The organism is Paenibacillus sp. NPDC058071, from assembly GCF_042885235.1.
GTDB lineage: Bacteria > Bacillota > Bacilli > Paenibacillales > Paenibacillaceae > Pristimantibacillus.
The window spans coordinates 17,814-36,465 of sequence record NZ_JBHVSK010000010.1 but is presented as its reverse complement, the minus strand read 5'-3'; the positions used below and the strand labels follow the sequence as shown (position 1 = coordinate 36,465).

The window sequence follows — 18,652 nt, the reverse complement described above, 5'->3', positions numbered from 1 at the left end:
GCTTTGAAAAAAAGAACGCTTGGAAACAGCAAACTGGAGGTATCCGCTCTAGGCCTTGGTTGTATGGGCATGTCCGACTTCTACGCCGGGCGGGATGAAGCCCAATCCATCCATACCATTCACCGGGCATTGGAGCTTGGCGTCACTTTGCTCGATACTGCAGATATTTATGGTTTAGGCGAAAATGAAGAACTGCTCGGGCGAGCATTGAAAGGCCGCCGAGACGGGGTTGTCTTAGCAACCAAGTTCGGCGGAGTAATCGGAGAGAACGGCGCTTTCAGCATCAATGGCCGTCCGGAATATGTCAAAGCTGCACTCGATGCCAGTCTGAAACGTCTTGGTGTCGATCATATTGATCTCTACTATCAGCACCGCGTCGATCCGGATACGCCAATCGAAGAAACGGTAGGAGCGATGGCCGACCTCGTCAAGGAAGGAAAAATCCGTTATATCGGGCTGTCGGAAGCATCGTCGGACCTTATTCGTCGTGCACATGCCGTTTATCCGATCACAGCACTGCAGACTGAATATTCGCTATGGGATCGCGATGTTGAAGATTCCATTCTGCCGACATGCCGTGAACTCGGCATCGGCTTCGTACCATACAGCCCGCTCGGCCGCGGTTTTCTGACGGGACAGATTCAGCGCTATGAGGATCTCGCTGAGGACGATTACCGCCGTACTTCTCCAAGATTCCAAGGAGAGAACTTCCAGAAGAATCTCGACCTCGTGACCAAAATCAAGGAGCTTGCGGCTGAGAAGAACTGTAAGCCGTCCCAGCTAGCCTTGGCCTGGCTGCTCGCTCAAGGAGAGAATGTTGTTCCAATTCCAGGAACGAAGCGCACAATTTATCTTGAAGAGAACCTCGGTGCGCTGGACGTTGAATTGACACCAAATGACCTCGCACAGATCGAAGCGATCGCACCGCAAGGCGCAGTCTTCGGTTCCCGCTACTAAGGTTTAGGGGATTACTCAAGGAGCTGTCTCATCGCATTTAGATATGCGATAAGACAGCTCCTTTTTGTTGTTTTCACAAGCTTAGCATTTCCCTAGCTTGCTTAGGCTGAGGAAACCCCACCATTTATTATTTTTGCTTTTGAAAAAACATTCGTTTATACTACTACCATCTTAGCTAGAACAGTTTCAAGAACGCGTTCTGGCACCAAAGTTATTATGTACTAAAGGCTGGTGAGATTTGAATGAATTATACGAAGCAGCGGCATCATGAGCTTGGGGATTTTCTCAAAACACGCCGGGCCAAAATCTCCCCCGAGCAAGCGGGTTTGCCCGCAGGAGTGCGCCGCCGAACGCCGGGATTGCGCCGGGAAGAGGTCGCTACACTGGCGGGGATCGGCGTAACTTGGTACACCTGGCTTGAACAGGGGCGGCCGATTCAGGTATCGACGCAAATATTGGAGAGCCTCTCCCGGGTGCTGATGCTGAATCGCCAGGAGATCGTGCATTTGTACACTCTTGCCCAGCATGTTCCTCCTTCCTATTCCCCCAGCTATGACGAAGTTAATCCGATGCATCAACATGTATTGGATACGCTTATAGACTCTCCATCAATAATCGTAGACAACTTTTGGAACATTATTGCTTGGAATCGGACGGCAGCCGTCGTATTCTACGATTTCGGCCAGTTGGAGTGCAGCAAACGCAACATGATAAGAATCATGTTTACGGATAAAAAGTTTGCCAGCCTGTTTCCCGATTGGGAGACTCATGCTCAGATGATGCTGGGCAAGTTTCGAGCTGGTTGCAGCCCATACATCGAAGATCCGTGGATTACCGAATTTGTGCATGAGCTTAGATCCATAAGCAAGGATTTTGATCAATGGTGGCCGATGCACCAGATCGCCAAAGACCAAGATAGTTACAATTTGCTGCATCATCCCGAGGCTGGACCACTTAGTTTTGAGCTTACCAGCTTTCTGATATCGGATAATACAAACCTTAAGATGTATATCAATACTCCAATGAGCGGTACCGATACAAAGGAGAAATTGAAGCAGCTGATGGAAGCGGGCAGGGTAAGCGAGCCGGCTGTCGTGTAAACACTTTGGGGCTGGGTTAAATCTTATTCAACGTGCATATTCGACTACTGTCTGAAACATTTGCTGTATGTAAAAGAGCCGGCATCTCATGCCGGCTCTTACATTGACTTCTTATCTCTTCGACTTATAAAACTCATGATACAGCTTCATCAGCGCCCGCTTCTCGATCAGGCTCACATAGCTTCTGCTAATCCCCAGTTCCTTCGCGATCTCCCGCTGCGTGCGTGCCTCTCCGTCTTGGTCGAGAGCGAATCGTCCACGGATCACTTCCTGCTTGCGTTCGTCGTAGATGAAGAGGATGCCTTCGAAGAAACAACTCTGATTAAATTAAAATTTTTTCTGTATCCAACTGTCTAATAAATTCATTTCGCTTATTGCTAAGATTTCACTTTTTTCTTCATTGCTTAATGCACTTGCAAGTTTCTTTCTTAAGAAAAGATATTCTTTTACAATTGAAGATAGAAACAAGATTCCAATTTCTATAGAAACAAATGCTAATCCGACATTATCAAAGTGATCCCTTACGTACACGTTAGAATAGTTATTTAATCCGAAGGGATACGAATGAACAGAATTAGACAATAGGTTATACACACCTGATTCTTGATTCTTAGTTATTGGGGTAATACTTTTACTAATTCTTTCAAATAGGAATGCACGTTTTCCTTTTAATATTTCTCTCTTCTGCACCTCTGAAAGATTGCTAAACACAGTGTTATTTTCTAAATTAGATTCAATAATAGACTGAGCAAAGTCGGCACCAAATAATCCATTTTTCGGAGGAATTCCAAGTCGATCAATTATTCTTTCTTGTGTTATTGAACTATGATAACTAGCAAGATACATTCGAAAGTTGAATTCTTCATCTGTAATATTCCTTTCACAAAAATAATTAAGCACGTGATGAATCTCTATTAAGTTTCTAGTTAAACTTGCAATTGAACTTACATCAAGATATTTATATCCATCCTCGTCATTATTAGATGGTATTAATTTCGAAATGCTAATAGCGTTGAGTAAAGATTTCTCAAAAACCAACTGCGCATAATAAGTTCTTAAAGAAGTTGTAGAACTGACAATAGTTTGATTTTTCTTTGATATCTTTTTTATAATTTCTATTAACTTTAGAAATTCACTTGTTCGAAATGTCACTTCACTCATATATGCATCCCTTTCATCTAACATCTATGTATTCACGAATTAAATTTTCCTTTTGGATTTATTAACTAATAAAATTATCATTCGAATTAATAATTCAATAGAGACTGATACTAAGAACACAGTAAAAATAACCACTCCAACAACCTTTATTAAAATAATATCTATCTCTCGTATTCCTATATACCCTGTTTTTGTACCTGATCCTTCTACAAAAGTGTGTTTATTCCGATCCAATTCTACAAACTTATATATCATTTTACTTTCATTAATCTCACTACATTCAATAGGAGACATATCAAATACAACTTGTTTGAAAATAATTCCCCTCAACGATATTAATTCCCCATCTTCTCCAATGTACTGTGCTCCCCATTCTTGATCATCTTCACCTATAGTCATAAATCCTGTTGGCACATGCTCTATCCTCACCTGATTAACTCTAATGCTTCTGTTACAATTACTAGTTAAATAGTTCTCTAAAGCTACCCGTATTTCTTTTTCCATCTTCCCTTGTTCGTACCAGTCAGCGAGTACGCGGAAACCGCCTACCAAGTAAGGCAACAATAATGTAAGAAATATTATTAGTGATATTTTTATCTTCATAAGTCCTCCATTCTTTGCACCTTATTCATCTAACTTGGTTGTGTTCATGTCTTCCCTTTCTTTCAAAAAAACCCACTCTCTCATTATAACATCAACCTAATTTTGGAAAACATAAAGAGCTCACATTGTCGCAATCGACATTGCAAGCTCCTCATACTTTCGGCGCTAACTATCCGTATTCTGCAAAAACATTTTTAGGTAGGTCAATAGTAATTCATTACCGCTTCGCCTTATAAGGAAATGTCTTCCTAATTATTTATCGAATTACTTTCAGAGTTCTAATTACATCAGGTGCAACGTATGTCATAATGGAATGTCATACCGATATAGGGAAACGTAAGAGATTCGCTCGGGAACATCCGTTTCTCAGGCTTTTCCTGTTGTAAATACGGTTGAACAATATCCATGGCTGCATCAGATAATAGGGTAAAACGATCATTTCGCCCCTTGCCTTGACGAACTCGGAGCGTTTTCCGCTCGAAATCATTGTCCTGTGTTTTTCCCCTAATCGCGTGACGACAATCAGCGCGAACTATTGAAATTGTTTAGTGATGGTTTCGCCGCTACAAGTAACAAAGATTTGGAAGCCGCAGAAGCATAGCGACAACAAAAAGCCGAAGCGCTTGAACGCAATATTCTTTCGGGCGTAGAAATGTACCCGACGCAAATCCTTGTATGCTTACGATAAAATCCGGGAATCCCGTACCGCACAAGAACGCAGCGAGAAGTACGACGAGCACCTGACACGTATCAAACCCGCGTCTAATGTTTCCGAAGTCGAATCGCTACGATCGGCGGTAGAAGAGTTAACGGCACAAATGAAAAATATGGCGAAAGCATAACAAGACAAAAGGCGTTTGGGATTAAGTTTATATTATAATTTTATTTAGACTTTCGTATTAAGCTAACGGGCAGAAAAGTTGAGTATAATCGATCTCTACCGAATGTATATTGGGTGAATATGGTTCAATCATTATCGGAAGCATTGACTAAAAATGAATGCCTAAATCAATAATAGAAAAAACATAGGGGGTTAGAAAATGAAAGATGAAGTGTATTTATATAATCAAGCAAGATGGGAGTCGTTGACGAAAGCAGATGCTGTTTTCACTCGTCCAAATCTTGATTTTGATAAAGAATCCGCTCGTGAACACTTAGGACTGGATCGTATGGGGATTACGATTGACATAACAGGGAAGAACGTTCTTTGTTTGGCGAGCGGAGGCGGGCAGCAATCAGCAGCTTTCGCTATACTCGGAGCAAATGTTTCGGTTTTGGATATATCACAAACTCAATTAGAACGAGATAAAGCGGCAGCTGAGCATTACAAAGTAGAAATTAATACTTTTCATGGCGATATGCGCGACTTATCTTGTTTCGAAGATCATTCATTTGATATCGTTTGGCATCCATACTCACTTACTTTTGTTCCAGATTCACGAGTTGTATTTCGTGAGGTATCTCGAACTATCAAACCAGGCGGCATGTATCATCTCATGTGTGCCAATCCGTTCTTCGCAGGGTTATCACACGAAGACTGGAATGGTGAGGGATACGTAATAAAAAATCCGTATAAAGATGAGACACTGACATCGTATCCAGATCAAGATTGGGTATATGATCGTTCTAAATCAATTGAAGCAATTCCAATAATAAAAGAATATACACAAACGTTGAGTAGAATAATGAATGGATTGATTAACGAAAAGTTTGTTTTAGCGTATTTCTCTGAGATTAAAAGTAATTATCCAGGAGATCTACCTGGGAGTTGGGGACATTTTACTGATGTTGCTCCACCTTGGCTTGATTTTCTTTGGTACTATCACCCCAATTTTTCGATTGGACATAAGTAATCAATCGCTTTAATCAGTCCGATCGTGCCGATGGAGATAAGGTTCTCCAAGTCTTCGCCGGTGTTGTCGAATTTCTTGACATTGTGAACACGATCCGATGTAACTTTCCTGAAATTGGGAGAACGGAATAGAACACAAGCGATTGCTGAGTTAGTAAGGGTATATCTTAGAAATAAAAAAAGAGCACTGCGTTAACACAGTGCTCTGAGAGTGTCTATTAAGTCCTTAGGACTTCAATATTTTTAAATGGAATAACTATCTTGAATGAGAGCCTTCACGACACGCTTCACGACATCTTTTGCTGCTTCCTCGATCGAAGTAGCAACTTCGATTGGCAAAAAGGCTTGACCAATTATGTCATGCGCAATGGCTTGGTCATTGTCGTTCGTAGAACCGGCAGGTACCAATGCAATAAGTCCTGCATCGTTTAGCAAGGTGGCATAGGCCGCGATTTGCTGCACAGATTCTCCTGATCTATTATCGATCAGCATCGTGTGGTAGCCTCTCGCTACCAACCGTTTCTCGATTTCCTTAGCAAGAGCCAAATTGTCCAGAACGGAACCCGTAAGCCATAGCGTTAATGGCTGCTGTCCTTTTTGCTGGGCACGAACATCTCTGGTGACTTCCGTATCGATCCGGACGACATTGTCAGAGCTTTGAAGAGCTTCGTCAATGACGCCGCAAGCGGATGTCATATTCGTTACGCGATCGATGAGAATAAATCCACCGATGCTTTTATTTTTTTCAAACGAGTCAAAAACAATACCATCCGCTAATGAAAATTCACATTTAGCCAATTCATTCTTAACTACATGATCAGCTGTAACCGTATTGCCTGTATTAACATCGATTTTGTAATTAATTGCTGTCACAGTACCTGGAAGAACCTTCGTACCTACCTTCACCAAAACATCTTTGCCCGGCGTCAGGACAGAATCATCCATCCAAAGAATCGTAGCGCTAAAGCTGTCAGCCTCTTTGAGCTGATTGTTCTTCGTAAACACACAACCTCGTGAAACGTCGACTTCCCGATCTAATTGAATAGTCACAGGTTGTCCGGCATGAGCCGAATTCCTATCTTGGTCTGTTACTAAGATTCTTTTAACCTTCGCCTTCTCACGGCTAGGCAGAGTTATCAGTTCATCGCCAACTGCGATTCTGCCGGCTTCAATCTGTCCTTGGAATCCGCGGAATGTGTGATCCGGTCGGCATACCCGCTGAATAGGCATCATGAATGGCTTAACGTCGTCACTTGTATGAACATCAACACTCTCCAAATACGGCAGCAAAGGAAGACCCTTGTACCAAGGCGTATTGGGCGATTTCGCCGTAATGTTATCCCCTTCTGTTGCAGAGACAGGGATCACCTGAATGCTCTCAAACCGGAATTCAGTGGTAATGCGAGAGAATTCTTCTTTGATTTCAGCAAATTTATCCGTATCAAAATCCACCAAATCCATTTTGTTTACCGCCAAAACCAGATGCTTAATCCCCATGAGGGCGCAAATCCGGGTATGGCGCTTCGTTTGAGTAATAATCCCTTTGGTTGCGTCCACAAGAATAACGGCAAGATCAGCAAAGGATGCGCCTACGGCCATGTTACGTGTATATTCTTCGTGCCCCGGGGTGTCCGCAACAATGAACGAACGGTGATCCGTCGTAAAATATCGAAAAGCCACATCAATCGTAATCCCCTGCTCACGTTCCGCAATCAGCCCGTCAAGAAGCAAGGAGTAGTCAATTTTGCCGCCACGGCTGCCCAACCTGCTGTCTAGCTCGAGCGCTCTCTCCTGATCGGCGAACAGAAGCTTAGCCTCATAAAGCATATGTCCAATCAAGGTGGATTTGCCGTCATCTACACTTCCACAAGTAATAAATTTAAGCAGACTCTTCATCTTAGAAATAGCCCTCCCGTTTACGTCTTTCCATGCTTCCCGCTTCTTCTTGGTCGATAACCCTTGTTGTTCGTTCGGATGATACCGCACCAAGTGTTTCTTCGATGATAGCATCCAGTGTGTCCGCCTCCGACAGGGCGCCGCCAGTCAGAGGATAGCAGCCTAATGTGCGAAACCGCATCTTCATCATTTCAATCTTCTCACCTGGCTCGAGCCTCATACGCTCATCATCCGCCATAATGATCTGTCCATCGCGATTGACGACTGGTCTTTCTTTCGCAAAGTAGAGGGGTACAATATCAATGTTCTCTCTGCGAATGTATTGCCAGATATCTTTTTCCGTCCAGTTGGAAATCGGGAATACGCGAATGCTTTCACCCTTATTAATTCTGGTGTTGAAAAGCTTCCACATTTCCGGCCGCTGATTTTTCGGATCCCAAGCATGATTCTTATTACGGAATGAGAAAATCCGTTCCTTCGCACGTGACTTTTCCTCATCACGTCTTCCGCCGCCAAAAGCAGCTGTAAATCCGTATTTGTCCAACCCTTGCTTCAATGCTTGGGTTTTCATAATATCTGTATATGCGGAACCATGATCGAATGGGTTGATCCCTTGCTCAATCCCTTCCTGATTGGAGTGAACGAGCATTTTGATTCCGAATTCTTTCGCCTTGCGATCGCGGAATTCAATCATCTCTTTGAACTTCCACGTCGTATCAATATGAAGGAAAGGAAACGGCGGCTTCTCCGGATAAAATGCTTTCAACGCCAAATGCAGCATCACGGAGCTATCCTTACCGATCGAGTACAGCATCACGGGATTTTCACATTCCGCCGCTACTTCTCGAATAATATAAATCGCTTCAGCCTCGAGTTGATCCAGATGTGTTGCTGCATCTATGGAATCAAGCATCAATTTGTCCATGAAAAAGTGCCTCCCTTTAATCCTTACTAAATCTATAGACTATATTCTATATCATCTATCGTATCAGATTTTTACTTTAATGCAAAGTGAAATAAAGTATTTTCTATTATTTTTTGAGGTATTTCGTTCTCTATACAACTGGCGGCGAACGTCGCCAGCTTCGTTCCTTTGCCGGTCTGAAAGCTTTCAATCGCTTTAATCAGTCCGATCGTGCCGATGGAGATAAGGTCCTCCAAGTCTTATGTGTTACTCTCGATCAATAATCAACCACTCTAAATTCACAATAAGAAAACAATTTACTACAACCATTAAGCCATGAAGCGGCTTCAACTGTGGAGCAATAAATGATTCACTTCTTTTTCCAATTGTGTTATCGTATTTCTAAAGAAGCCGAGTGCGGCTAACACTCGGCTTAACAACTGGCTTGGATGGTTTATCCCCTCTAAGTTGAATAGGAGTAAGAACCCACCTTCGGCGCTAACCTTCGGGTGGGTCTTTACTTTCTCTTGTTGTTAGAATTGATGTATTGATAAAGCTTCATGAGCGCCCGTTTCTCTCTCCTTGACACATAGCTCCTGCTAATCTCGCGATGTACATCATGAAAAAAGCCTTGAGGATCACATGCTCCTCAAGGCTCACTCACTGCACTGCTTATTCGGTTCCAAACTACTCCGCCAAGCTGGACTCTAATTCAGCTACAACCTCAAGCCATTTCTCATAGTACTCCGACTCTTCCCACAGCTGTTGAAGCTCGGAGTTTGCTTTACTTTTCGCTACGGCTCTCCTCGCGGCGGGAACTAATCTTTTCCCTTTGCCGTTATGTTTCGCAATCCATTCCTGCAGCTCTTCATCCCCTTCAACCTCTTGCTGGAGCGTTTCTCCTGTACGACCCTGAAGCGCAGCCACTAGCTCTGCAGCACTAAGCGCGTTGGAACCCAATGTCCGCCTCCGGTTCTTCTTCCTCCGGCACTGCCTCTAACGCTTCCTTCAGAGCGCTAATACCGCCTTCTTCTTCCTCGATCTACTTACTCTAACGGTTTACTCGCTGTAAATAATTCATCCTGGTTATCCAAATATAATAATGTTCTTTCTATAATATCTTCAGTCAATGTCTTTACGATGATTAGATGTTGAATATTGATTCCCGGTGGTTCTAGTTCTCTTTCATTAAAATAGTTCTTCAATTTGTCTGGAGTTGTTATCAGACACCATCGTCTACTCTTGTTAGTAAACATTAAGGTCACTTCAATTAAATTATATTCATTTATATCATCATCAAGCCTCCAATTATTTAATATAGGGATTTCAATGTTTCCCTCAATAAAATAATCTTTAGAAATCCAAACTCTTCTGCCGTGATTACCTGAGATTCTGAATTTGTCTTCAGAGCTCTCGATGACTTCATATGATTTCCCCTTTGTGATTGCATGAACGTAATTTCCTATGCACTTACAAGTAACTATAGTGTTCATAGAGTCACTTCCGCCTTTAAAAGTTTTCTTCACAGAGGTTTCGCATAATGCATTCACGAACTTACGCAGCAAGTTGTCACTGAACCTGCTACTTCAGCCAAAAGCATCAAGTATTTTTTCTATTCTCTTTTTTGTAAATGCATCTAGCACTTTTATCACTCCAGTTATTAATATGTAAGCAATGATTTCACATAACGTCTTTGTATTCACAAACCCTCACTGGTTTAAGGCGCTAAAGCTTCAATCAACTTTCTTAACAAAAATTGCTTGATTCCTAAGTTTAGTATCTCCTTGATGAATCTCATAATACTATTTTCTTGAAGTTCTTCATACGATGCTTTTGGTAAATGACTTGTTATATGTTCTCATATCTTGAAAACCAAGAACAAAGCCAAATGATATAAATCAATATAGTAGTTATTGCAATGAAATTATGTATCACACCCGAAAGCAAAAATATTTTATATTCAACTATTAAAGCTATATAGTTATAAATAACTAGAGCCATCATGAAATATCCTAAAACTCTAACTCCTTGGATGTACCACTTACTTCTCGAGGGAAGCCAAATCCAGAACCTTAGCTTAAAATTTTTTGAAATAAATATCAGAATTAAAAATACAATAAAGACTACAACGTGAAAAAAAAAGCCTAATATACTGAATCCAACTCCTCCAATTAATTTTAATTTTAAGGGATATTGAATTCTATCATAAATATCTACTAACATTATTAAATTTGAGATGCAAGAGTACAGAGCAATAATAAAGCTTAGTAACCAGAACATAGTCATTCGTAATTTTTTAAAGATCATTAATTTCCCTCACCAATTTTTATATATTCTCGTGGTATTAGTATTGCTCAATTCATGCATTTATTGCTTTCGGAGGTCTCGGATAACGTTTCCGTATCCACTACCCCGATCAGGATTTACTCTATCGAGTCCACAGGCAAGGTATCTGTATCAATAGGACGGGTGTTAATGTATTCATCCAGATTACACTCTCATTATATCATCACCCTAATTTTTGGAAACTAAAAAAGTGCTTACAATGTCGCTATCGACATTGTAAGCTCCCGAAACATTTGATGTTATTTTATCCAGAGAAAATTATCGCTACCGCTTCGCCTTATAAAACTCATGATAAAGCTTCATCAACGCCCGCTTCTCGATCCGGCTCACATAGCTTCTGCTAATCCCCAGCTCCTTCGCGATCTCTCGCTGCGTGCGTTCCTCTCCGCCTTGGTCGAGACCGAATCGTCCCCGAATCACTTCCTGCTCGCGGTCATCTAAAATATCGAGATTTCGATATATTTTGCTTTTCTCGATCTTCAGCTGCACCCGCTCCACCACATCGTCTGCCTCAGTGCCGAGAATGTCAATGAGCGTAATTTCATTGCCTTCTTTATCCGTGCCGATTGGATCGTGCAGCGAAACGTCCTTGCGCGTTTTCTTCAAGGAACGCAGATGCATAAGTATTTCGTTCTCAATACATCTAGCTGCGAACGTCGCCAACTTCGTGCCTTTTCCCGTCTGGAAGCTTTCGATCGCTTTAATCAATCCGATCGTGCCGATCGAGATCAGATCCTCCAGATCTTCTCCTGTATTATCGAATTTTTTTACTATATGGGCTACTAAGCGAAGGTTATGTTCAATAAGTAAGTTGCGCGAATGAGCATTCCCCTCTGCCATCAATTGCAGATGTTTCATCTCTTCATCTTCATGCAGTGGCTGTGGAAAAGCATTGTTTTTCACATAAGATACAAGCAGTGTTAACTGCTTAATGAATAGTGCTATAGCTGTAAATAGCCCCATACTGTACACCCCCATGCTGTAATGAAAAGATTGATCAAAATTAGCCCGACGAAATTAACGTCAGTTCTTAATTGTATGTGGGCAGAGGCCTACGCGTGCATGTACAGTATCGGCTATTTATTTTCATATCCTGTTGGAACCAATGCCTTGGTTATGTCGAACCCCAAGACCCATTAAGTTCATCGATTTTCCACTCAAGTTGCTTCATGTATTCAATCATTGATTCCTTCGTCTTCACCGAGATAAAACCGGGGATTCCTTTTCTCTCGACCTCCATAATTCGTATAAAAACATCACTTTTCTTTTCGATTGGCCTGCATCTACCGTTTTGATACCTTAACAGCGATCTAAGTACTTGATTCCAATGTTCAAGTGACATAGATAGTTCCGCTAGTTTGAAAAATCGGCTAGTTTCCGAAGTAAAGTTAAGTTTTACATCACTCCGCATTTGTTCTATTCTAAGAGTTATTACACTTATATTGTTTTCGATTTCTTTAATCAGCTCCTCCACTCCGCTCAGCCTTTTCCTTTCCGATCAAAGAGCCAGCTTTTCATTTTTTCAAGCTGCTCAAAATATCTAGCCTGCTCATCTTCAGAAACTTTAATATGCTCCACACGATAGCAGCCTTCATACCCGACACTAAGCGATAAAACACCTTCATTTCGGTTTCCTGGATCTATATAGAAATCAGCTTCTATAGAACCAGTATCCATTACTTTCATAAACCACTGTTCCTTTATTGCTAGTGAGCATGTGTATGTATCTCCTTCAACCTCAATCCCGGCTGAAGTAATCAATGCTTTCTTAACTTGCAGTGCCATTATTAGCTCGTCACCCCATTGGGAACATATGTTCTTATTTATATGATTATTCCCATCCAAATAAATAATAAACCGACTGATCACAATCTCAGTCGGTCTTATCGGCTTGATATATGGCGGTCTCATCAGCAATTGATACAATTGTTTTCGTATTCCTATAACCACTGACAATTATTTTAATCTCCTCTGAAGAATAACACCTTTCTGATCAAGACTATTTTGGAGCGCTCCTAAGTGGCCAACTACCGTCAAAAGCACTTCATCTTCAACATACCTAATCATGATCTCATCAATTAGTGAGTCGATAATGAAGCGCTTTTCTTTATAATCGAGCTGCTGCCCGTTCTGCTCAATAAATTCTTGTACCTTTTCAGTTAGCTCCGTAATAGCTTGACTTGTGATCTGTTCTTGCTTAGAGACTTGTAATTGATTGTTGTAGCTCTTTAGATTCTCATTACGCCCCTTCATGATCTTCATTAACTTTTGATATTCAGCAAGCATCTCCTCTTCAGTAATTACTCCGTGCTTACATAGCGTTTTAACTAGATCGAGCTCAGCAGCTTTATCCTTAATATCCTTTTCAACAACGGCTAAAGCACTGCCTAACTCACCATAAACCAGCTCAGAGGTTTCCTTTAATTGCTCAATATAGTCCTCTGGTGTAGATAAGAACTCCATAACCAGATTCCATACGTAATTGTCCAACAAATCTCCACGAATCGTTTTAGCAGGACAACGTTTAACCTCTGGTCCATAACGTTTGGGGGCATGGTTAGGGCATCGATAACACGTATACTTTACGCCCTGTCGGCCGCTATACGTTGTCGCATTCCACTTACGGCCACATATAGAACATTTGATCTTCCCCGTCAGGAGACACTTATATTGATTATTACCGGGCCTGGTTTGATTGAGTTCTCTTTGTTTTCTAGCCAACTCAAAAACAGCTGGTTTAACAATGGATGGGATGGGAACCATGAGCCATTCATCCTCTTTTCGATAATCATATGTTCTTTTCGAGTTACCAGCCTTCGTTCTCATCCCCTTTACCTTCTTAAACCTCCGCCGGTTATAATAATACTTAACAAAACCCGGTATGTAACTTTGTTTCCTCTCCCGCGCAAGATATTGCTTAGTTATCTTGATTTACGCCAGGTACAAGAAAACTCAGATCAACCATTGTTTACAACACTTTATAAGAAAGAAGAAAAACAAATAACCAAATCATCAGTTCAAAAAATGATACAAAATTATTCATTGATATTGGTCACCCACATGCATATAGCACGCATTGTTTTAGACATACATTTGCTGTTAACTGCCTTAAAGCAGGAATGAAAATCGAATTTATTGCGGGGTTACTAGGACATAAGCATATTGAAACAACTATGATATACACTAAAATGCTTAAAGAAGATCTCTTAATAGAGGTACAGAAGTACCCGATTCCTCTTAAAAAAGTGTTATTCAAACTATTTGGGATGGATGAAACATGAGTCCATTTGGAATTGAGATTGATAACTTCCTCCTTTCTTCAAATCTCGCAAGAAGAACCAAACAAAATTATCGCAATCGATTATATGAATTCGCTGAATACTTATCTAAATTAATTGATGAACCCATTGAAAACGTTAATTTGTCGATGGTTTACTACACGCCATATGATGATGAAAATAATATTTATGATCAGATTGATCCCTTAATCATAGATGAATTTTTTGAGGCAAACCTTTTCAAAGGGTACTCTTGGTTAGCTTCAATGAAGTCAGCTCTTAGTACATTGTTCAAACATCTTAGTACAACGAATAACTTCGAGAATGTGTTACCCGCGATTGAATTTAAACTTGAGGACCACAAGCCAGAACCTAAAATCAAGCGTGTTCTAAATCGTCAGGAAATTTTAAAACTAATAATGAGTATTGTTAAATATAGCGACAACGTAGAATTGGACTGCCTCTTATTCGTTACTTTACTCTCTACCGGTTGTAGAATTAATGAAGTACTTAGCTTAAAGCGTAGAGATATTCATTCTGAGAATAATATCTTTTTTTAAAGAAAACAAAAAATAAGCGTAGCATGTATGTTGTAACAAAGATTGGTTTAACGCGCGTAATTAAAGTTTATTGTCAACGGAACAACATAAATTCAGATGATTATATTTTCACTGCTATAATTCGTAATAAGCTCAAGCCTATATCACAACAGCGTGCAAATGAAATGCTGCGCTTTTACCTCGAAAAAGCCGGGATTCCACCAGCTAGAATTCATGATTCAAGGAGATCATTTGCAACTGTTATGTATGAAAATGGGACTGACATCGATATTATATGACAATTACTCAATCATCTAACAATCAACTCCACAAAGATCTACATTGAAGATAATTATGTCAGAAACTCTACAATACAGATACCTATGTATGACAAGTTATTCGCTTATATGAAACAATTTCGCACAAAAAATTGCACTGAAACCACAAATCAACTACCGTCACTTCGTACAACTTTCTTCGCTTCAGACATACTGCACGCAATCGGTGTATAAGCTTATCTTCTTTGTTCGAAATCTACATCATGTGTTCGCATATACGAACACATGATGTAGATTTTTTTATTTAACTTGACACTATATGTAGTGTTATTCTACAATGAAATTATTGGGATATGTCATAAACGAATCGAGGTGATTAAGATGCCAAAACCAAGTTCTCGTAAAACTTCTTCATCAAAAATGTCAACCAAAACTTCTAAAGCATTAAATGATGGTCGTACAAGCTCTCTAACTAAGTCTCTTGCTGGCTCTGTTCTTGCTCAATCAAAAACAAAGCGATAGGATGTGTAATGAATGGGTAAAGTTCAAATTAAACTCACCTCGAACATGTCTAAATCTAAGATTAACAGCGAAATAAATAAGGCAGCTAGGAAACTTGAAAAACAAATTACTAATGATATCAAGAAATTACTTAAGTAATGAGCTTTTCATAACCTTTTCCTCTCCTCCAGACAACCCTATGTGTCTGGAGTTTTTTATTTTTTCATACCTCAATACAAATTAAAATACAAATATCAAATTAATTATGCTATAAGTTCTTTTGAATTTTCTCAAAAACATAACATTCATTTTTTGGGGTTACGGTTGATAATCCAGTAGAAGGAATTCGAGATACTTAGACATCAATCAAGTGGTTCATTTCGCGGCCGCATTTTAGAATCGTCGGCAGTTTCTAGATGTGATTGGAAGTAGCATCGGGGGGATTGATGTTCCAGGTACCCAGCTACCATATAAACTTACAAATGGAAAGCTAACTCAAGTAATAGTAAAAGCAATTGAAATCTGATTGTATATGTTGGTCAAACTGCAGAAGATCCAGATGCAGAGTATATTAAAGCCGTAAGTGGCAAGGTTGACGTTCGGAAACCTTTTTTTTTGGCAAACTCGGGATAGAAGGCAAAAACGTACAAGAACTGTAACCGCATATAACAGAGGGACTATCCAGACGGCGTTACCAAGGACAACAAGGTAAGTACAAGTGCGGACAGTGTTTGTTATTAGCTAACCAATTTACCGGCGCAAGGTAAGTGGGAAGCAGCCGAATTAATGGATAATCGATTTTCCAAATAATATTCACTGGCTGTACAACTGTATTGTTGTTTAAGAAACGCAGCTTTTTTCTAACTCCACATCCCTAGCTTACCAGTCAGCTCTCATTGCGATTATATACGAGTGTACGTTCTTCATTCAAAAGAAGAAAAGCACCGTTACCACACAAGGTGGAGGTTAACGGTGCTCACGTTTCTTGAAAATTATCATATGATTTCATCAATCCAAGCAATACTGCATTCATGCAGAACAATCATACATTAATAAGTTTTAGGGTTCTCTACCGTTAACCATCGATGTGTTCCATTATAATAACCGAAGTATTTAATACGAAATTGATCCATGGCTGCTCTAAATTGTCCAAGAATAAGAACAGCGTCGCTGTTCTGTGGCAATGACTCGTCGTCCAGTAAATCTAAGTATTCAGTGCTTGGATCGGCACTTAAAATTTCTTTGAGATCATATAATAATCGGTTTAACACTTTTACTTTTAATGGATTTAAAACACCATCTTGCTTCTTCTTCGAAAATTCACGCATCTCTAATAGTGCAGAATCTAACATCGGAGTCAGCATTTCAAATTTAGCAACAATTGCTTCAGTAGGTAAGTCTGTATTTCTTGCTTTTGACACGGTCAATTAACACTCCCTTCATAAGCTACCAGGTTATTTTCTTTGGTGGCGCAGTTCGAATATCAGATCTGATTCCTTTTTTCATCCAATACCAGGCAGCACCATATAACATAATGTTATCAGCTCTAAGCTTTTCTAAGCAGTTAAGGTACTGAGACAAAACCATAACAGTATCACTATTGGTCGGAAGACTGTCCTCATCAAATTGTTCAAAATCTGAAAATGGCTTATATTCTTCCGTCAACAGTTTGTTTGCTTCCGCCAGTATTGGATTAATGATCTTCAATTTGAATTTATTAATGGCATCATCGGGTTTCTTCTTCGAAAGGGTGCCGACTTCATCAAACAGTCCTTGAAGCTGAGCTTGTACTTTCTCAAAAGCGCTAACATCAATGCTCATGATTTATCCTCCTTTTAATTTATTAAGACGGACAACTTCGTCTAAATTCTAAGTACTTCTTTTTGATAACCTCTATCGGATGCCGTTGTTTACTCTCGTACACGGAAACCATCAATTTTAAATCCTCGTCGGTCAATGCAATTATACATTTTCGTTGACCAGACCAGAGATCAATCGTATTTTTAAAGATTGGCTTTGGTAAAGGGTTTCTTGTGATTAGAATGCCAAAGCTGCCGAATGAATCCGTAAGATAACGATTGAGCTGGTTGACGTGATCCCTTTCAACCTTGGCGACATTCTTTAATTCCATCACGATTTGTCTGCTTTTATAGTCGTCATATATATCTTTTAAGAAATCGAATGAACGATTATTATAAAAAATCAAATCTCGTATTAAAGCTCCGGAGTCCGTTCTGCTCTGTGCTTGAGCAAAATCCAAGTGAGGATACAGCGCAGACGCCATAAGCTGGCAAACATGATCTTCATATTTTTTATCTGCATTATCCGTTTTACCGGATGGCAATTTAATAATTTCATTTAATTTTCTTTTAGCTGATGTAATCGGTATCGATTTAAACAGAGGATCATTTTTGCAATCTTCAGATGATTTTTCTTTCATTTTGATAAAGTTTTGAACCACATCATAGTTTTTTCGGTTATATTCCAATATTTCTACTCTAGAAGGTACTTTATCTTTGTCTTGCCAAACCTCTTTTACGAAATAACCATCAAAGTAATCTTCATAGTTAATCCACGGAATAAAGCGAAGCCATCGTTTTGGAACAAGCAGTACCGGCTTTTTAGTTTCCGGATTGACAGGTAGGAAAGCATCCTCATCGACAAGCTGATTTTTTTTATGATCGTACAAATCTTGGATTCTTGCCTTCTCCATCGGTATTTTATGCTTGTCGCACTGTTGGATTGTGAAATCGATCAAAAACGACTTCAAAAAGTTGCAAGAAATATCGCTCACCCGATCTTTTGAAATCTGATCAACATAAAGCTGAATTTCTTCAAAATGAGTAAATCCGCCTTCTGTAATCTGAGGAACGGACTCGAAGAGTGATAAAATCGAAGTTGCTGTTTTCTCACCGATTCTCATACCATTTTTATTTGCCGAAGTGCCTAATCCAACTTCCGTACATTCCGAGGCTCGAATCAAAATCTCCGCCGCTTCTTTCTCTTTATTCTTCTTAATCAGATGACCTAAATGATTAAATGAATTAGAAATGATGGCGTGTAGAGCATTGTCTTGCATGGACGGTGATTTCCACAATAAAAACGGATCCAAATATAACGGAATATCTTCATCAAGAAATGGAATTGCGAAATCAACTTCTTCTTGCGTAAATGGCAGGTCATGAAAATCGTTAAGTCTCGGTCTAATCAACATGTCGGTTCACCCTATTTTAATAT

The 18,652-nt window shown here is 40.0% G+C and carries 18 protein-coding genes and 2 pseudogenes; 6 read left to right on the top strand and 14 right to left on the bottom strand.

Features of this window, described 5'->3' with window-relative positions:
* The first annotated feature begins 3 nt into the window (after positions 1–3).
* Positions 4–957, top strand: a complete 954-nt coding sequence (locus ACFVTB_RS17175) for an aldo/keto reductase (protein ID WP_387751544.1) — start codon at positions 4–6, stop codon at positions 955–957.
* Between the two features lie 242 nt (positions 958–1,199).
* The gene (locus tag ACFVTB_RS17170; RefSeq protein WP_387751541.1) at positions 1,200–2,057 is read left to right on the top strand and encodes a helix-turn-helix transcriptional regulator; all 858 of its coding nucleotides are present in this window, start codon (positions 1,200–1,202) and stop codon (positions 2,055–2,057) included.
* A 111-nt stretch (positions 2,058–2,168) separates the two neighbouring features.
* Here ACFVTB_RS17170 and ACFVTB_RS17165 read toward each other — a convergent pair.
* From ACFVTB_RS17165 to ACFVTB_RS17155, 3 genes and pseudogenes are all read right to left on the bottom strand, one after another.
* Positions 2,169–2,354: pseudogene (locus ACFVTB_RS17165) on the bottom strand (sigma factor-like helix-turn-helix DNA-binding protein); the annotation flags it as partial.
* A gap of 30 nt (positions 2,355–2,384) precedes the next feature.
* Positions 2,385–3,218: a hypothetical protein gene (locus tag ACFVTB_RS17160; RefSeq protein ID WP_387751538.1), complete on the bottom strand. Its 834-nt coding sequence runs from the start codon at positions 3,216–3,218 to the stop codon at positions 2,385–2,387.
* A gap of 39 nt (positions 3,219–3,257) precedes the next feature.
* Positions 3,258–3,821: a hypothetical protein gene (locus tag ACFVTB_RS17155; RefSeq protein ID WP_387751535.1), complete on the bottom strand. Its 564-nt coding sequence runs from the start codon at positions 3,819–3,821 to the stop codon at positions 3,258–3,260.
* Positions 3,822–4,861: 1,040 nt separating this feature from the next.
* Here ACFVTB_RS17155 and ACFVTB_RS17150 point away from each other — a divergent pair.
* On the top strand, positions 4,862–5,674 hold the full coding sequence (locus tag ACFVTB_RS17150) for a class I SAM-dependent methyltransferase (RefSeq protein WP_387751533.1): 813 nt from the start codon (positions 4,862–4,864) through the stop codon (positions 5,672–5,674).
* Positions 5,675–5,916: 242 nt separating this feature from the next.
* Here the strand turns inward: ACFVTB_RS17150 and ACFVTB_RS17145 are convergent, their stop codons facing one another.
* The 8 genes and pseudogenes from ACFVTB_RS17145 to ACFVTB_RS17110 form a co-directional block, all read right to left on the bottom strand.
* Positions 5,917–7,569, bottom strand: a complete 1,653-nt coding sequence (locus tag ACFVTB_RS17145) for a GTP-binding protein (RefSeq protein WP_387751530.1) — start codon at positions 7,567–7,569, stop codon at positions 5,917–5,919.
* A 1-nt stretch (position 7,570) separates the two neighbouring features.
* Positions 7,571–8,494, bottom strand: a complete 924-nt coding sequence (gene cysD, locus ACFVTB_RS17140; RefSeq protein WP_483875115.1) for a sulfate adenylyltransferase subunit CysD — start codon at positions 8,492–8,494, stop codon at positions 7,571–7,573.
* A 119-nt stretch (positions 8,495–8,613) separates the two neighbouring features.
* A pseudogene (locus ACFVTB_RS17135) lies at positions 8,614–8,733 on the bottom strand (sigma factor); the annotation flags it as partial.
* A 427-nt stretch (positions 8,734–9,160) separates the two neighbouring features.
* Positions 9,161–9,433: a DUF4259 domain-containing protein gene (locus ACFVTB_RS17130; protein ID WP_387751528.1), complete on the bottom strand. Its 273-nt coding sequence runs from the start codon at positions 9,431–9,433 to the stop codon at positions 9,161–9,163.
* Between the two features lie 86 nt (positions 9,434–9,519).
* Positions 9,520–9,966 carry a hypothetical protein gene (locus ACFVTB_RS17125; RefSeq protein ID WP_387751525.1) on the bottom strand — a complete coding sequence of 149 codons (447 nt, stop codon included), beginning with the start codon at positions 9,964–9,966 and terminating at the stop codon, positions 9,520–9,522.
* Positions 9,967–11,083: 1,117 nt separating this feature from the next.
* Positions 11,084–11,782, bottom strand: a complete 699-nt coding sequence (gene sigK, locus ACFVTB_RS17120; protein WP_387751523.1) for an RNA polymerase sporulation sigma factor SigK — start codon at positions 11,780–11,782, stop codon at positions 11,084–11,086.
* Positions 11,783–12,298: 516 nt separating this feature from the next.
* Positions 12,299–12,604, bottom strand: a complete 306-nt coding sequence (locus ACFVTB_RS17115) for a hypothetical protein (protein ID WP_387751520.1) — start codon at positions 12,602–12,604, stop codon at positions 12,299–12,301.
* Between the two features lie 171 nt (positions 12,605–12,775).
* A complete protein-coding gene (locus tag ACFVTB_RS17110) occupies positions 12,776–13,645 on the bottom strand; it encodes a recombinase zinc ribbon domain-containing protein (RefSeq protein ID WP_387751517.1) in 870 nt (289 codons plus the stop codon).
* 182 nt (positions 13,646–13,827) lie between these two features.
* Here ACFVTB_RS17110 and ACFVTB_RS17105 point away from each other — a divergent pair, with 182 nt between their 5' ends.
* Genes ACFVTB_RS17105 through ACFVTB_RS17095 form a run of 3 tightly spaced genes read left to right on the top strand, consistent with a single transcriptional unit; the run spans position 13,828 to position 14,935 of the window.
* A complete protein-coding gene (locus ACFVTB_RS17105) occupies positions 13,828–14,100 on the top strand; it encodes a tyrosine-type recombinase/integrase (protein ID WP_387752019.1) in 273 nt (90 codons plus the stop codon).
* On the top strand, positions 14,097–14,657 hold the full coding sequence (locus ACFVTB_RS17100; RefSeq protein WP_387751514.1) for a hypothetical protein: 561 nt from the start codon (positions 14,097–14,099) through the stop codon (positions 14,655–14,657). Before ACFVTB_RS17105 ends, ACFVTB_RS17100 begins: the two co-directional genes overlap by 4 nt.
* Before the next feature lie 23 nt (positions 14,658–14,680).
* Entirely contained in the window at positions 14,681–14,935 is a 255-nt protein-coding gene (locus ACFVTB_RS17095) for a tyrosine-type recombinase/integrase (RefSeq protein ID WP_387751511.1), read from the top strand.
* 1,529 nt (positions 14,936–16,464) lie between these two features.
* On the opposite strand, the gene ACFVTB_RS17090 is transcribed toward ACFVTB_RS17095, so the two are convergent.
* The 3 genes from ACFVTB_RS17090 to ACFVTB_RS17080 are packed head-to-tail and all read right to left on the bottom strand — an operon-like array spanning position 16,465 to position 18,629.
* The gene (locus ACFVTB_RS17090) at positions 16,465–16,836 is read right to left on the bottom strand and encodes a hypothetical protein (protein WP_387751509.1); all 372 of its coding nucleotides are present in this window, start codon (positions 16,834–16,836) and stop codon (positions 16,465–16,467) included.
* Positions 16,837–16,861: 25 nt separating this feature from the next.
* Positions 16,862–17,236: a hypothetical protein gene (locus tag ACFVTB_RS17085; RefSeq protein WP_387751506.1), complete on the bottom strand. Its 375-nt coding sequence runs from the start codon at positions 17,234–17,236 to the stop codon at positions 16,862–16,864.
* 22 nt (positions 17,237–17,258) lie between these two features.
* Entirely contained in the window at positions 17,259–18,629 is a 1,371-nt protein-coding gene (locus ACFVTB_RS17080) for a hypothetical protein (RefSeq protein ID WP_387751503.1), read from the bottom strand.
* Between the last annotated feature and the right edge of the window lie 23 nt (positions 18,630–18,652).

Coding starts and splice junctions, on each gene's coding strand:
- cysD (WP_483875115.1), bottom strand. CDS start 8,494: ATGGACAAATTGATGCTTGATTCCATAGATGCAGCAACACATCTGGAT.
- ACFVTB_RS17145 (WP_387751530.1), bottom strand. CDS start 7,569: ATGAAGAGTCTGCTTAAATTTATTACTTGTGGAAGTGTAGATGACGGC.
- ACFVTB_RS17170 (WP_387751541.1), top strand. CDS start 1,200: ATGAATTATACGAAGCAGCGGCATCATGAGCTTGGGGATTTTCTCAAA.
- ACFVTB_RS17085 (WP_387751506.1), bottom strand. CDS start 17,236: ATGAGCATTGATGTTAGCGCTTTTGAGAAAGTACAAGCTCAGCTTCAA.
- ACFVTB_RS17155 (WP_387751535.1), bottom strand. CDS start 3,821: ATGAAGATAAAAATATCACTAATAATATTTCTTACATTATTGTTGCCT.
- ACFVTB_RS17080 (WP_387751503.1), bottom strand. CDS start 18,629: ATGTTGATTAGACCGAGACTTAACGATTTTCATGACCTGCCATTTACG.
- ACFVTB_RS17110 (WP_387751517.1), bottom strand. CDS start 13,645: ATGAGAACGAAGGCTGGTAACTCGAAAAGAACATATGATTATCGAAAA.
- ACFVTB_RS17115 (WP_387751520.1), bottom strand. CDS start 12,604: ATGGCACTGCAAGTTAAGAAAGCATTGATTACTTCAGCCGGGATTGAG.
- ACFVTB_RS17160 (WP_387751538.1), bottom strand. CDS start 3,218: ATGAGTGAAGTGACATTTCGAACAAGTGAATTTCTAAAGTTAATAGAA.
- ACFVTB_RS17150 (WP_387751533.1), top strand. CDS start 4,862: ATGAAAGATGAAGTGTATTTATATAATCAAGCAAGATGGGAGTCGTTG.
- ACFVTB_RS17095 (WP_387751511.1), top strand. CDS start 14,681: ATGTATGTTGTAACAAAGATTGGTTTAACGCGCGTAATTAAAGTTTAT.
- ACFVTB_RS17100 (WP_387751514.1), top strand. CDS start 14,097: ATGAGTCCATTTGGAATTGAGATTGATAACTTCCTCCTTTCTTCAAAT.
- ACFVTB_RS17125 (WP_387751525.1), bottom strand. CDS start 9,966: ATGAACACTATAGTTACTTGTAAGTGCATAGGAAATTACGTTCATGCA.
- sigK (WP_387751523.1), bottom strand. CDS start 11,782: ATGGGGCTATTTACAGCTATAGCACTATTCATTAAGCAGTTAACACTG.